This window comes from Actinocorallia herbida (assembly GCF_003751225.1).
Lineage (GTDB): Bacteria > Actinomycetota > Actinomycetes > Streptosporangiales > Streptosporangiaceae > Actinocorallia > Actinocorallia herbida.
The window spans coordinates 680,495-693,936 of sequence record NZ_RJKE01000001.1; the positions used below are offsets into that span (position 1 = coordinate 680,495).

At 70.6% G+C, this 13,442-nt stretch carries 13 protein-coding genes; 4 read left to right on the top strand and 9 right to left on the bottom strand.

Annotated features, from left to right (window positions below; all coding sequences use genetic code 11):
- Positions 1-2: 2 nt before the first annotated feature.
- Complete coding sequence (locus EDD29_RS03420) at positions 3-317, top strand: S24 family peptidase (protein WP_123662173.1); 315 nt, start codon at positions 3-5, stop codon at positions 315-317.
- Here EDD29_RS03420 and EDD29_RS03425 read toward each other — a convergent pair.
- The 5 genes from EDD29_RS03425 to EDD29_RS03445 form a co-directional block, all read right to left on the bottom strand.
- Positions 275-793 carry a CGNR zinc finger domain-containing protein gene (locus EDD29_RS03425; RefSeq protein ID WP_246052488.1) on the bottom strand — a complete coding sequence of 173 codons (519 nt, stop codon included), beginning with the start codon at positions 791-793 and terminating at the stop codon, positions 275-277. The two genes, EDD29_RS03420 and EDD29_RS03425, sit on opposite strands and share 43 nt — an antisense overlap.
- Before the next feature lie 192 nt (positions 794-985).
- Positions 986-1,954 (bottom strand): zinc-binding dehydrogenase, encoded by a 969-nt coding sequence (locus tag EDD29_RS03430; protein WP_123662175.1) that lies wholly within the window; start codon positions 1,952-1,954, stop codon positions 986-988.
- A gap of 84 nt (positions 1,955-2,038) precedes the next feature.
- The gene (locus EDD29_RS03435) at positions 2,039-3,217 is read right to left on the bottom strand and encodes an NAD(P)-dependent malic enzyme (RefSeq protein ID WP_211359546.1); all 1,179 of its coding nucleotides are present in this window, start codon (positions 3,215-3,217) and stop codon (positions 2,039-2,041) included.
- Between the two features lie 536 nt (positions 3,218-3,753).
- On the bottom strand, positions 3,754-3,942 hold the full coding sequence (locus EDD29_RS03440; RefSeq protein WP_123662179.1) for a DUF6104 family protein: 189 nt from the start codon (positions 3,940-3,942) through the stop codon (positions 3,754-3,756).
- Between the two features lie 129 nt (positions 3,943-4,071).
- A complete protein-coding gene (locus EDD29_RS03445; RefSeq protein WP_123662182.1) occupies positions 4,072-7,725 on the bottom strand; it encodes a multifunctional oxoglutarate decarboxylase/oxoglutarate dehydrogenase thiamine pyrophosphate-binding subunit/dihydrolipoyllysine-residue succinyltransferase subunit in 3,654 nt (1,217 codons plus the stop codon).
- 271 nt (positions 7,726-7,996) lie between these two features.
- Here EDD29_RS03445 and EDD29_RS03450 point away from each other — a divergent pair, with 271 nt between their 5' ends.
- Positions 7,997-8,893 carry an SDR family oxidoreductase gene (locus EDD29_RS03450; RefSeq protein WP_123662192.1) on the top strand — a complete coding sequence of 299 codons (897 nt, stop codon included), beginning with the start codon at positions 7,997-7,999 and terminating at the stop codon, positions 8,891-8,893.
- A 3-nt stretch (positions 8,894-8,896) separates the two neighbouring features.
- Positions 8,897-9,697, top strand: a complete 801-nt coding sequence (locus EDD29_RS03455) for an enoyl-CoA hydratase/isomerase family protein (RefSeq protein ID WP_123662194.1) — start codon at positions 8,897-8,899, stop codon at positions 9,695-9,697.
- Between the two features lie 80 nt (positions 9,698-9,777).
- On the opposite strand, the gene EDD29_RS03460 is transcribed toward EDD29_RS03455, so the two are convergent.
- The gene (locus EDD29_RS03460; RefSeq protein WP_123662196.1) at positions 9,778-9,966 is read right to left on the bottom strand and encodes a ferredoxin; all 189 of its coding nucleotides are present in this window, start codon (positions 9,964-9,966) and stop codon (positions 9,778-9,780) included.
- A gap of 292 nt (positions 9,967-10,258) precedes the next feature.
- Here EDD29_RS03460 and EDD29_RS03465 point away from each other — a divergent pair, with 292 nt between their 5' ends.
- Positions 10,259-10,915, top strand: a complete 657-nt coding sequence (locus EDD29_RS03465; RefSeq protein ID WP_123662198.1) for a class I SAM-dependent methyltransferase — start codon at positions 10,259-10,261, stop codon at positions 10,913-10,915.
- Here EDD29_RS03465 and EDD29_RS03470 read toward each other — a convergent pair.
- Genes EDD29_RS03470 through EDD29_RS03480 form a run of 3 tightly spaced genes read right to left on the bottom strand, consistent with a single transcriptional unit; the run spans position 10,912 to position 13,300 of the window.
- Entirely contained in the window at positions 10,912-11,565 is a 654-nt protein-coding gene (locus EDD29_RS03470) for a response regulator (RefSeq protein WP_123662200.1), read from the bottom strand. The genes EDD29_RS03465 and EDD29_RS03470 overlap by 4 nt on opposite strands.
- A complete protein-coding gene (locus EDD29_RS03475; RefSeq protein WP_123662202.1) occupies positions 11,562-12,686 on the bottom strand; it encodes a sensor histidine kinase in 1,125 nt (374 codons plus the stop codon). The genes EDD29_RS03470 and EDD29_RS03475 overlap by 4 nt, the downstream gene beginning before the upstream one ends.
- Entirely contained in the window at positions 12,683-13,300 is a 618-nt protein-coding gene (locus EDD29_RS03480) for a DUF998 domain-containing protein (protein WP_123662204.1), read from the bottom strand. The genes EDD29_RS03475 and EDD29_RS03480 overlap by 4 nt, the downstream gene beginning before the upstream one ends.
- Positions 13,301-13,442: the final 142 nt, after the last annotated feature.

Genomic DNA, 13,442 nt, shown 5'->3' on the forward strand with positions numbered 1-13,442 from the left:
AGATGGGATGGAAGCCCGTGCGGGTCGCGGGGCCGTCGATGCTGCCCGGCCTCGCCCCCGGTGACCTGCTGATCGTCCGGACGGGGGCCGCGGTGCGGCCCGGCGACGTGGTCGTCGCCGAGCACGCCGGGACCCTCATCGTCAAGCGGGCGACGTTCCGGCAGGACGGCGGATGGTGGCTGGAGAGCGACAACCAGAAGGCGCCGGGCAGACGGGACAGCTGGGACTTCGGTGCCGTCGCGGACACCGCGATCGTCGGGCGCGTGCTGTTCCGCTATTGGCCGCTGCTGCGTTTGCGGCATTCGATGGAGCAGTAGCGCCGCGTTTTCCGGACGTCTTCGGCGAGAAGGATGTTGTCGCAATTGTCGGCGTCGCACACCCCGAGCGCGCGGAATCCACGGGTGCCGATCACCAGCCCGAGGCCCATCGCCGCGCCCGCCGCATAACGGTCGGGTACCGAACCGTCCTCGATGAGGTGCAGATGCCAGTTCCGGCCGTCGTGGTTGGACAGCAGCGGATGGATCGGATGGCGCAGGAGGAGCTGGTTGACGCCGTCGGCGGCGCGGTCGTGGTCGCCGTCGGAGGCCGCCTCGAAGACCGCCCGCAGGTTCTGCCGCAGCTGCCGCATGGCCTCCAGGTCGCGATGGCTCACCCGGCCCATGAGGTGCGGCCGGATCAGCAGCAGCTCGCGCAGCGTGTCCAGATCGCGCAGCGCGTCCACGGCCGGGTCGCGCGTGTTGACCAGTTCGACCACCAGGTCCGCGTAAGAAAGGAGGTCCACGAGCGCCCTCACGGTGATCACAGCAATGCCGAATTCGCCCTTGTCTGTGACTATCACATGAGGCCGTGGCAGGTGAACCGTGAATTTCACGGGGCGCCGGACAATTGTCCAACGGCAGGGTCCGCCGCCGGAGTTTCCGCGGCGGAAACCCCAGGTAGAACGGAGATCATCCGGCCGCCCCGCAGATCATGGCCGAAGTCCGCTTCACATGGTGAAAACAATCTTGCCGAACTGCTCGCCCGCGGCCATCGCGGCGAAACCGGCGCGCGCCTCGGCGAGCGGGAGTACCCGGTCGATGTTCGGGCGCACGCCCGTGGTGTCCAGGAAGTTCACCAGCCGGGTGAGCTGGTCGCGGGTGCCCATCGTGGAGCCGACGACCTGGAGTTGGAGGAAGAACGTCCGGGTCAGCTCGGCCGGGGGCGCGTCGCCCGAGGTGGCGCCGGAGATGACGATCCGGCCGCCGGGCCGCAGCGACCTGGTGGAGTGCGCCCAGGTGGCCGCCCCGACGGTCTCCATGACCGCGTCGACCCGGTCGGGAAGCCGCGCGCCGTTCTCGAAGACCGCGTCGGCGCCGAGCTTCAGCGCGCGCTCGCGCTTGGCCTCGGTGCGGCTGGTCGCCCAGACCCGGTAGCCGGCCGCCGCGCCGAGCGCGATCAGCGCCGTGGCGACGCCGCCGCCCGCGCCCTGCACCAGGACGGTCCCGCCCGGCTGGACGCCCGACTTGTCGAACAGCATCCGGTACGCGGTGAGCCAGGCCGTCGGAAGGCAGGCGGCCTCCTCGAACGAGAGGGAGGCGGGCTTGGGGACGAGGTTGCGGCGCGGCACCACGACCTTCTCGGCGAAGGTCCCGTCGTGGACCTCCGACAGCAGCGAGCGCTTCGGGTCGAGGGTCTCGTCGCCGTGCCCGCGATCGGGGTCGCCGATCACCGCGTGCACGACGACCTCGTTGCCGTCCTCGTCGATCCCGGCCGCGTCACAGCCGAGCACCAGCGGAAGCTGCTCGGGCCGCACCCCCACGCCCTTGAGGGTCCACAGGTCGTGGTGGTTGAGCGCGGCGGCTTTGACGGTGACGGTCGTCCAGCCCTCGGGCGCCACAGGGTCGGGGCGCTCCCCGAGCCGGAGTCCGGACAAGGGGTTCTCCGCGTCGATATGCGCGGCGGTGACAGCGAACATGGCCGCACCCTAGCCGGACGGGGTCGTTCGGTCCCGGCGCAGGGGTGGTCCGGGGCGACGGAGCGCCCCTGCGCCGGGTCCGGCTCAGATGCGGTTGACGCCCTCGGCACGGGCCTGGGCGGCGACCGCGGCGACCACCGCAGGGGCGACGCGCTCGTCGAACGGGCTGGGGATGATGAAGTCCTCGGACAGTTCGGCGTCGGTGACCACGGCGGCCAGCGCCTCGGCGGCGGCGACCTTCATGCCCTCGGTGATCGAGTGCGCGCGGACGTCGAAGGCGCCCTTGAAGATGCCGGGGAAGGCCAGCACGTTGTTGATCTGGTTGGGGAAGTCGCTGCGGCCGGTGGCCACGACGCGCGCGTGGGCGCGGGCGACGTCGGGGTGGACCTCGGGGGTGGGGTTCGACAGCGCGAAGACGATCGCGTCGTCGGCCATGGTGGCGATGGCGTTCTCGGCGACCGTGGAGCCCGACAGGCCGATGAAGAAGTCGGCGCCGCGCAGGGCCTCCTCGGTCGAGCCGGTGAGGCCCGCCTTGTTGGTGTCGGCGGCCAGGGCCTTCTTGATGTCGTTGAGGCCGTCGCGGCCCGCGTAGACCAGGCCCTTGCTGTCGGACACCGCGATGTCGCCGACGCCCGCGTTCAGCAGGATGCGGCAGACCGCGACGCCCGAGGCGCCCGCGCCGGCGATGACGCCGCGCATCTGCGACAGCGGCTTGCCGATGAGGCGGGAGGCGTTGGTCAGCGCGGCGAGCGAGACGATCGCGGTGCCGTGCTGGTCGTCGTGGAAGACCGGGATGTCGAGGGCGGCGCGCAGCCGGTCCTCGATCTCGAAGCAGCGGGGGGCGCTGATGTCCTCGAGGTTGATCCCGCCGAAGGACGGGGCCATCCGGATGACGGTGTCGACGATCTCGTCCACGTCGGTCGTGGCCAGCGCGATCGGCACCGAGTCGACGCCCGCGAACTCCTTGAACAGCAGTGACTTGCCCTCCATGACCGGCATGGACGCGGCGGGGCCGATGTCACCGAGACCCAGGACCGCGGTGCCGTCGGTGACGACGGCGACGACCTTGGAGGTCCAGGTGTACTCGTAGGCCAGCTCCGGGTGGTCGGCGATGGCGGTGCAGACGCGGGCCACCCCGGGGGTGTAGGCGAGGGAGAGATCGTCCTTGTCGCGGACCGGGATGGTCGAGCGGACCTCGAGCTTGCCGCCCACGTGGAGCGAGAAAGCCGGATCGTCGGAGTAATCGGGAAGGTCAGTAGCCACAGCGACCCCACAAGAAGAAGTTTCGGAATTTCGGGCAGACGCCAGAGGTAAGACACCCTGCCTTCAGGTGGGGGGGTGCCGGGTTGGTCGCCTCTCGAGGAACACGGGGGTCACCCGTCCAGCGATTGTGACATACCCGTGCCGGACTTCAAACAGCAGGTCCCGGGTGAGGGATAGGTCACTCTTGTCCGTTTCTTTGGAGTTCGCCGAACGGGTCGCGGGCGGGTTCCGGCCGGATGGTGGGCGGCCTGGGCACCGCTGTCTCGCTCCCCCTGAGAGCATTATTTACCTCCGAAGCAAAACAGCGCAATATTTCCGGTGGTGCTGTCTTGCCTGTTGGGACAGATTTATGCTTCACAGGCTTTTGTTGCGGGTGGTGAGGTCCGGACCTCCCGGGACGGACAGGGCCGGCCGGGCCCAGGATGCCCCCGTGACCTCGCGAACCGCCCTCAAACACGAGGCGCCCGGATCCGGCCACGTGGCCGTCCGGGCGCCTCGGGGGAGCCTGGGGTCGATGCGGACATCGGACCGGAAAGTCAGTCCAGATCGTCCTCGTCCTCGTCGTCGAGGCGGGCCAGCCAGGTGGCCAGGCGCTCGACCGGCGTCTCGAACTCGGGGTTGAGGTCGACGAACTCGCGCAGGCGCTCGGCGACCCACACCATCGAGACCTGCTCCTCGCCGCGGCGGGCGACGAGTTCCTCGATGCCGCGGTCGGTGAAGTACATGGCAGTCTCCTCGGGTCCGTTCGGGTCGGGCGGGCGGGCAGGTGGGGCAGGCAAGAAGGCCCCGGCGCGAGCGCCGGGGCCTTCCCGCTTCGTGCACTTCGTGCAGCGGCCCCGCAGGGCCTCAGGGCGTCAGGCGCCCGGGAACAGCCGCTTCAGGATGGCCTCCTGCTCGGCCGCGTGGGTCTTGGCGGACCCGACGGCCGGCGAGGACGACGCGGGCCGCGAGACCAGGTTGAGCTTGGTGTCGAGGTAGCTCGGCAGCACCAGCGCGAAGGTGGGCCAGGCGCCCATGTTCTTCGGCTCGTCCTGCACGTAGGTGATCTCGACGCCGGCCGGGTACTTGGCCAGCTCCGCCTTGATCTCGTCGATCGGCAGCGGGTAGAGCCGCTCGATCCGGACGACCGCGGTGTCGGTGACACCGGCCTTCTGCCGGGCCGCGACCACGTTGTAGTAGATCTTCCCGGTGGTCAGGATGACGCGCTTGACGCCCGCCGGGTCGACCTGGTGGTCCGGGATGACCGGCTGGAACGCGCCCGTGGTGAACTCCGTGGCCGCCGAGGTGGCGTCCTTGGAGCGCAGCAGCGACTTCGGCGTGAACACGATGAGCGGCTTCTGCCGGTTCGACAGGGTCTGCCAGCGCAGCATGTGGAAGTAGTTCGCCGGGGTCGTCGGGTACACGACGGTCATGTTGTCCTGGGCGCACAGCTGGAGGTACCGCTCGATGCGGGCCGAGCTGTGGTCCGGGCCCTGGCCCTCGTAGCCGTGCGGCAGCAGCAGCGTCAGCGGCGAGCGCTGGCCCCACTTCTGCTCGCCCGAGGACAGGAACTCGTCGACGATCGACTGGGCGCCGTTGGCGAAGTCGCCGAACTGGGCCTCCCACATGACGAGCGCGTCCGGCCGCTGGAGCGCGTAGCCGTACTCGAAGCCCATCGCCGCGAACTCGCTGAGCAGCGAGTCGTGGACGTAGAACTTGTTGACGCCCTGGAAGAACACCGACAGCGGGGTGTGGGTCTCCCCGGTCTTGCGGTCGACCAGCACCGCGTGCCGCTGGCCGAAGGTGCCGCGCTGGACGTCCTGGCCGACCAGGCGGACCGGGTGGCCGTCGATCAGCAGGGAGCCGAACGCGAGCAGCTCGCCGGTCGCCCAGTCGATGGCGTCGTCGTCGATGCTCTTGACCCGGCGGTCCAGCACCGGCTGGAGGCGCGGGTGCACCTCGAAGCCCTCGGGCAGGCTCGACTGGGTCTCGATGATCCGCTTGACCGTCTCGGCGGAGATCGCCGAACCGGCGGCCGCGTGGTCGATCGGGATGCGGTCCTCGTCGGGCGGGCGCACGACGGCCCCGGGCGGGGTCGGCGCGTTCGCGGTCTCGCGGACCTCGGTGAACGCCCGCTCCAGCTGCTGCTGGTAGTCCTGGAGGGCCTGCTCGGCCTCCTCGACGGTGATGTCGCCGCGGCCGATGAGGGCCTCGGTGTACAGCTTGCGGACCGAGCGCTTGGCGTCGATCAGGTCGTACATCAGCGGCTGGGTGAACGAGGGGTTGTCCGCCTCGTTGTGGCCCCGGCGCCGGTAGCAGACCATGTCGATGACGACGTCCTTCTTGAACGCCTGCCGGTACTCGAACGCCAGGCGGGCGACCCGGGCGCAGGCCTCGGGGTCGTCGCCGTTGACGTGGAAGATCGGCGCCTGGATCATCCGGGCCACGTCGGTGGAGTACACCGACGAGCGCGAGTACTCCGGCGCGGTGGTGAAGCCGACCTGGTTGTTCACCACGATGTGGATGCTGCCGCCGGTGCGGTAGCCGCGCAGCTGGGACAGGTTCAGGGTCTCGGCGACCACGCCCTGCCCGGCGAACGCCGCGTCGCCGTGGATGAGGATCGGCAGCACCGAGAAGCCGGACTCACCGATGTCGATGACGTCCTGCTTGGCGCGGACGACACCCTCCAGGACCGGGTTGACGGCCTCGAGGTGCGACGGGTTGGCGGTCAGCGAGGTCTTGATCGTGGAGCCGTTCCAGGCCTGGAAGTCGCCGCCGGCGCCCAGGTGGTACTTCACGTCGCCGGAGCCCTGCGCGGAGCGCGGGTCGAGGTTGCCCTCGAACTCGTTGAAGATCTGCGAGTAGGACTTGCCGATGATGTTGGCGAGCACGTTGAGACGGCCGCGGTGGGCCATGCCGACGACGGCCTCGTCCAGGTGCGCCGACGCCGCCGCGGTGATCACCGCGTCGAGCAGCGGGATCAGGGACTCGCCGCCCTCCAGCGAGAACCGCTTCTGGCCGACGAACTTGGTCTGCAGGAACGTCTCGAACGCCTCGGCGGAGTTCAGGCGGCGCAGGATGTGCAGCTGCTCGTCGCGCGAGGGGGCCTCGAAGGGCCGCTCGACGCGCTCCTGGATCCAGGCCCGCTCCTCGGGGTCCTGGATGTGCATGTACTCGATGCCGACCGTGCGGCAGTAGGAGCCGCGCAGGACGCCGAGGATGTCGCGCAGGCGCATGGTCGGCTTGCCGCCGAACCCGCCGGTGGCGAACTCGCGCTCCAGGTCCCACAGGGTGAGGCCGTGCTGGAGGATGTCGAGGTCGGGGTGGCGGCGCTGCTTGTACTCCAGCGGGTCGGTGTCGGCCATGAGGTGGCCGCGCACGCGGTAGGCGTGGATCAGCTCGTGCACGCGGGCGATCTTGGCGATGTCGTTCTCGTGGGTCGCCGAGATGTCCTGCACCCAGCGGACCGGCTCGTACGGGATCCGCAGCGACTCGAAGATCTCGTCGTAGAAACCGTTCTCGCCGAGCAGCAGCCGGTGCACGATGCGCAGGAAGTCGCCGGACTGGGCGCCCTGGATGATGCGGTGGTCGTAGGTCGACGTGAGCGTCATGACCTTGGAGATCGCCATGCGGGCGAGGCTCTCCTCGGACGCGCCGGCGTACTGCGCGGGGTACTCCATCGCGCCGGCGCCGATGATCGCGCCCTGCCCGGGCATCAGCCGCGGCACGGAGTGGACCGTGCCGATCGTGCCCGGGTTGGTCAGGCTGATCGTGCCGCCCATGTGGTCTTCGATGGTCAGCTTGTTGGCGCGGGCCTTGCGCACGAGTTCTTCATAAGCGGCCCAGTACTGACGGAAGTCCAGCGTCTCGGCGCCCTTGATCGACGGCACGACCAGCTGACGCTGTCCGTCGGCCTTCTTGATGTCGATCGCCAGACCGAAGTTGACGTGCTCCGGCTTCACCATGGTGGGCTTGCCGTCCACCTCGGTGTAGTAGGAGTTCATCTCCGGCATCGCCTTGAGCGCCTGCACGATGGCGTAGCCCAGCAGGTGGGTGAAGGAGACCTTGCCGCCCGTGCCCCGCTTGAGGTGATTGTTGATCACGATGCGGTTGTCGATCAGCAGCTTGGCCGGGACGGCGCGCACGCTCGTCGCGGTTGGTACCGAGATGCTGTTCTCCATGTTGGCCACGGTCTTCGCGGCCACTCCACGCAGTTTCACCTCCTCCGCTCCAGCGGCCACCGGCAGGGGCTGCGCCTTGGGCGCGGCCTTGGCCGGGGCGGGGGAGGGCGCCGCCTTGGGCGCCGCAGGCGCCGGCGGCGCCGCGGGGGCGCTCGGGGCGGCCGCAGATGCGGCGCCGTTCAAAGGCTGAGCGGGCTTCGCGCCGGGTTGGTAATCCGCGAAAAAGCTCCACCAGGCCTTGTCGACCGTCTCAGGGTCTTCCAAGTACTTCTGGTAGAGCTCATCGACCAACCACTCATTGGCGCCGAAATCACTCAGATCGGCAGGGGTGTGCGACTCGCTCGACACGGCGGAGATCGCCCTCTTCCGCAGCTCGCAGGTGGGTTCTAAACGTCCATAAGGCTACTCGCCTTAGGGAGCGCGCGCTGCCGTGACCTCCGTCGTATCCGGTGGCGGCGGGTGTCGGCGAGGTGTCCGCAGGGGTGGGGGCACACTAGAGCCGGATTCGGTTCAGTGCTACCAATGGGTACTCGGCCCATGGTCCACTGGGGTCCCACCCGCTCTCGGCTCGCCCGGCGACGCCCGAGGGACGCAACGACAACGTCAGGGAGCGCAAGCAATGTCTGAACTGCGGTACGACGGCAAAGTCGCGATCATCACCGGCGCCGGGCACGGGCTGGGCCGCCAGCACGCGCTCGAGCTCGCCTCCCGGGGCGCCAAGGTCGTCGTGAACGACCTCGGTGGCGACCTGCACGGCGAGGGCGCCTCGACGAGCCCGGCCCAGGAGGTCGTGGCCGAGATCGTCAAGAACGGCGGCGAGGCCGTCGCCAACGGCGGGAACGTGGCCACCGAGGAGGGGGCCGCGTCCATCGTCCAGACGGCGATCGACACGTTCGGCCGGATCGACATCCTCATCAACAACGCGGGCATCCTCCGCGACAAGTCCTTCAAGAACATCGGCACCGCCGAGTGGGACGCCGTCATCGCCGTCCACCTGCGCGGCGCGTTCCTGGTCACCAAGGCGGCCTGGCCGCACCTGGTGGAGTCGGCCGGCCGGGTCGTCAACACCTCTTCGCCCGCCGGTCTGTTCGGCAACTTCGGCCAGGCCAACTACTCGACGGCCAAGATGGGCCTCGTCGGCTTCACCCGGACCCTCGCGGCCGAGGGCAAGAAGGCCGGCGTCAAGGTCAACGCGATCGCCCCGGTGGCCTACACCCGGATGACCGCCGACCTCTTCCCCGCCGAGTTCGCCGAGAAGCTCGGCGTCGAGCAGGTCACCCCGCTCGTGGTCTTCCTGGCGCACGAGAGCGTGCCGGACAGCGGACAGGTCTACACCGTCGGCGGCGGCCACATCGCCAAGATCTTCGTCGCCGAGGGCCCCGGATTCACCAAGAAGGACGGCCTGAGCGTCGAGGACATCCGCGACAACTGGGACCAGATCTCCGCCCAGGACCCGTTCGCGATCTACGCCAACATCGGCGAGCAGACGACCGCCACCTTCCAGGCTCTGGCGTAACCCGTGGTCGGATTCACCCGCAAGGACGGGATCGCCACGATCACCCTAAACCGTCCGGAGCGGCTCAACGCGATCACCCCGGAGAACGTCGAGGAGATCCTCGCGATCCTGGGCGGGCTCAAGACCGACGATGAGACCAAGGTCGTCATCCTGACGGGTGAGGGCCGGGGTTTCTGCGCCGGGATGGACATCCAGGGGCAGGGCCTCGGGAACTCCGGCGGCGGCTCGGGCGAAGGCCCCGGCCGGATCCAGAAGATCTATCAGGGCATGGTCAGGTCCGGGGAGATCGTCCTCGGGCTCCGCGAGATCCCGCAGCCCGTCATCGCGGCGCTGCGCGGCCCCGTGGTCGGCATGGCCTTCTCGATGGCGCTCGCCTGCGACCTGCGCGTCGCGGGGCCGTCGACGAAGTTCCACACCCCGTTCCTGAACCTCGGGTTCTCCGCGGGCGACCTGGGGCTGACCTGGATGCTGCCGCGCCTCATCGGCACGGCGCGGGCCGGGGAGATCTTCTACCGGGCGCAGTCGATCGGCGCGGAGAAGGCGCTGGAGCTCGGCCTGGTCACCGAGATCGCCGAGGACGACGTGGCGGGGGCGGAGGCGCTGGCCGCCGAGCTGCTCACCCGCTCGCCGTTCGGGCTGCGGCACACCAAGGAGCTGCTGAACCTCTCGCTCGACGCGCCGGGCCTGCGGACCCAGCTCGCGATCGAGAACCGCACGCAGACCCTCGGGTTCCTCACCGAGGACCTGCTGGAGGGCATCGCGGCGACGATGGAGAAGCGCGCGCCCAAGTTCCGCGACCGCTGAAGGACGGGCACCGCCGAGAGCCCCCGGAACTCGAGGTTCCGGGGGCTCTCGTCACGCGCGGGCGCCGGTGACGGGCCGGATCACTCGGCGGACAGCGCCGCCTTCGGGCAGGAGCGGACGGCATGGCGCACCTTGTCCTCCTGGCCGGGCGGGACCTCTTCGCTGAGGATCGTGAGGTTGTCGTCATCGTCCAGGTCGAACACGTCGGGGGCCAGCCCGACGCAGACGCCGTTGGCCTCGCACACGAGGTAATCGACGGTGACTTTCATGGCATGTTCCTCTCAGACGAGCGAGCGGTGGTCCCGGGAGGAGATCCTCCCCCGGTTCTACCACCGCGCGGCCCCACTCTCCGAATCGCGTTCGGTATTGACGTGCCCGCACCCGCCGCCGGGCGCGGCGGCTCCGTCATGCGAAAGTAGAACATGTTCTAACTTGGCCGTGCAAGCCCCCGCCCCCCTGGGTGTGGCCTAGCCCACACCCCCCGCCTCTGGGCTGGGCGCTCCCCATGCGGGAGTGTTTCGTACCCACCCCGAAGACCGCGTGACAAGAGGCGTTAGAACGATGACCGAGACCCTCCCGGAGATGCCCGCGGACCTCCTGCGGGCCGCGCTCAACGCCAAGGGCTTCATGCCCCCCGCCGAAGGCAAGGCGCTGTACGAGACCGCCGTCGCGTACGGCCGCCTCGGGCCGATGCTCGAAGTCGGCACCTACTGCGGGAAGTCCGCGATCTACTTCGGCGCCGCCGCCCGCGCGGCCGGGACCGTCCTGGTGACGGTCGACCACCACCACGGCAGCGAGGAGAACCAGGCCGGCTGGGAGCACCACGACCCCTCCCTGGTCGACCCGTGCACGGGCCGGATGGACACCCTCCCGGTCTTCCGCAAGACCATCGGCTCCGCGGGCCTCGAGGACGTCGTCGTCGCCATCGTGGGCACCTCCGGCACCGTCGCGCCCCTGTGGTCGACGCCGCTGTCCCTGCTCTTCATCGACGGGGGCCACAGCGAGCACTTCGCCCAGGCCGACTACGCCCTCTGGGCCGACAAGATCATGGTCGGCGGCTGCCTCGCCATCCACGACGTCTTCCCCGACCCCGCTGACGGCGGCCAGGCCCCCTTCCACGTCTACGAGCGCGCCCTCGCCTCGGGCGCCTTCACCGAACGCCGCGTCGAAGGCTCCCTCCGCGTCCTGGAACGCACCTCCGACGTCTCGGCCGTCTAACCCTCGCCCCGAGCCACGAGCCCCCGCTCGTAGGCCAGGATCACGAGCTGAACCCGGTCGCGCACCCCGAGCTTGGCGATCGCCCGCGTCACATGCGTCTTGGCGGTGAGGGGGCTGATCACCAGCTCGCGGGCGATCTCGTCGTTGGACAGCCCCCGCGCGACCAGGCGGACCACCTCGTTCTCCCGCGCCGTCAGCGCCTCCAGCGGCGTCGACGGCGGGGCGGCGGCCCCGGCGAAGCGGGCCACCACCCTGCGGGTGACGCCCGGGGACAGCAGAGCCTCTCCGGCCGCCACGACGGCCACGGCGCGGCGCAGTTCGGCGGGCTCGACCTCCTTGGTGAGGAAACCGCTCGCCCCGGCCGCGAGCGCCTCGAAGACGTGCTCGTCGGTGTCGAAGGTGGTCAGGATCACGATCTTCGTCTCTGGCCGGGCCGCGAGAATCCGGCGGGTCGCCTCGATCCCATCGATCCCGGGCATCCGGATGTCCATGAGCACGAGGTCGGGGCCGAGGCGGGCGGCCTGGGCCACCGCCTCGGTTCCGGAGGCTGCCTCGCCGACGACCGACAGATCCCTGGACCTGGCGAGCAGGCTCCGGAAGCCCGCGCGCACGAGTGCCTGGTCGTCGGCGAGCAGCACTTTCACGGTCATGCCGCCGATCCTCCCGCGCCGAGGGGCAGCACCGCGCGGACGGTGAACCCGTCGCCGGACTCCCACTCCACCGAGCCGCCGATCGCCGCGACCCGCTCCCGCATTCCCGTGAGGCCGTGCCCGGGGACGACGGGGGAGGCCGCCGCGCCGTCGTCGGAGATCTCGACGCGCAGTTCGTCGCCGTCCGCGGTGAGCCGGACGGTGAGCCGGTCCGCGCCGGAGTGCCTGAGCGTGTTGGTGACGGCCTCGCGGACCACCTGATAGGCCGCGAGGCTCTGCGCGGCGGAAACGGCGGCCAGATCCCCGTTCCGGCCGACCTCGACCCCCAAGCCGGCCTGGCGGGCCGCGTCCAGGAGAGCCTCGATCTCGGTCAGGCCGCGCTGGGGCACGCCGCGCAGGTCCCCGACGAAGGCCTTGAGCTCGGCCATGGCCGCGCCGCGCGCCTCCCGAGCCGTGTCCAGGGCCGCGCGCGCCGCGTCGACGTCGACGCCCGGACCATCGGGATCGGCGCAGAGCGCGTCGGCCGCGACGCTGAGGTGGACGCCCACGACGGCGAGGGTGTGCGCGACGACGTCGTGGACATCCCGGGAGATCTCCACCCGCTGCTCGGCCAGGAGGGCCCGCCTTTCCTGCTCTCGCAGCGCCTCCTGCTGCGCCCGCCGCTGGGCGTTCTGCCGCCGGATCGTGACGAGGGCGAGCGGGAGCCCGAGCCACAGCGCCTCGGTGCCGGCCCTAAGGACGGACTCGGGCACCGAGGTGGAGAAGAAGACGATCTCGCCGAAGACCGCGAAGGCGAGGTGGACGAAGACCGTGATCGCGGTCACCGCGTACCGCTTCGCCGCGCAGGCGGTCAGCAGCGCGGGCGCGAGCGGCCAGGCCCAACCCGACTCGTAGAGGCCCGTGGTCCGGTAGACGAGGAGGACGAGAGCCGAGAGGGCCAGGACGGTCCCCGGTACGCGGCGCCGCAGCAGCAGCAGGACGCCGAGGACGGCCCCGAGGGCGAACGGCCCTTCCCAGGTGAGCGGCGCGCCCACGGTGAGCGGAGCGAAGCAGACCACGGCGAAGGTGAGGAGGGAGATGCCCGCGTCCGCGGACGTCCGGGCCAGGGTGTCGCGCTTCATCGGGCGGCCTCGCGCAGGGCTCCGGCGGCGAGGGCGAGCCAGGCGAGGACGGCGGCCAGGAGGAGGCGTTCGGCGAGGCCCAGGGGCGCGCTGTGCGTCAGCGCCATGCGGTCGGCGAGGCAGACCGCGAAGAGCACCAGTCCTGTCGTCGAGGCGGCGGCGCAGGCGCGGAGGGCGCGCAGGGGGACGCCCGTCGAGCGCCGCAGCGACCGGGTGACGACATGCGCCGCGGCGCACAGGAGGATCAGCGCGGTCCAGGCGGCGGCGCCGTGTACGGAATCCGAGGGGGAGGGCGCCTCCCAGCGGCCGGGCGGATCGGCTGGGAAGACCGCGGCCACGGCGGCTCCCGCGGCGGCCCAGGCGAGCGGGACCCGCCCGCGTCCGGCGAGCGCGGCCACGGCCGCGACGGCCAGGGAGAGTGCGGCGATCCCGAGCGTCACCAGCCACCCGTGCGCCCCGTTGACGTACCTGCTCACCGGCTCGGCGACGGGGTCGTAGCCGGGGTGCGCGAGGTCGGAGAGGGCGAAGGCGGCGAAGGCGGTGGCCGCGCAGGCGCCGGCCGTGGTGCGGAGGGCTCCGGCCGGAACCGGCGGCCGCGTCATCATGTGCGTCATGTTCGGAAAGTTATTTTTTCCGGCTCTTCGTCGGCGTCGTCCAGCCGAAGGCTCTTCACTCTGCGCCTTTCGAGCACCCCGTACACCGAATGGAGTACGCCGCCACGGCGCGCGTCCCTTCCCGGTCCGCGGTGCAGGGCCC

Coding starts and splice junctions, on each gene's coding strand:
- EDD29_RS03440 (WP_123662179.1), bottom strand. CDS start 3,942: ATGTACTTCACCGACCGCGGCATCGAGGAACTCGTCGCCCGCCGCGGC.
- EDD29_RS03450 (WP_123662192.1), top strand. CDS start 7,997: ATGTCTGAACTGCGGTACGACGGCAAAGTCGCGATCATCACCGGCGCC.
- EDD29_RS03460 (WP_123662196.1), bottom strand. CDS start 9,966: ATGAAAGTCACCGTCGATTACCTCGTGTGCGAGGCCAACGGCGTCTGC.
- EDD29_RS03475 (WP_123662202.1), bottom strand. CDS start 12,686: ATGAAGCGCGACACCCTGGCCCGGACGTCCGCGGACGCGGGCATCTCC.
- EDD29_RS03430 (WP_123662175.1), bottom strand. CDS start 1,954: ATGTTCGCTGTCACCGCCGCGCATATCGACGCGGAGAACCCCTTGTCC.
- EDD29_RS03420 (WP_123662173.1), top strand. CDS start 3: ATGGGATGGAAGCCCGTGCGGGTCGCGGGGCCGTCGATGCTGCCCGGC.
- EDD29_RS03465 (WP_123662198.1), top strand. CDS start 10,259: ATGACCGAGACCCTCCCGGAGATGCCCGCGGACCTCCTGCGGGCCGCG.
- EDD29_RS03480 (WP_123662204.1), bottom strand. CDS start 13,300: ATGACGCACATGATGACGCGGCCGCCGGTTCCGGCCGGAGCCCTCCGC.
- EDD29_RS03470 (WP_123662200.1), bottom strand. CDS start 11,565: ATGACCGTGAAAGTGCTGCTCGCCGACGACCAGGCACTCGTGCGCGCG.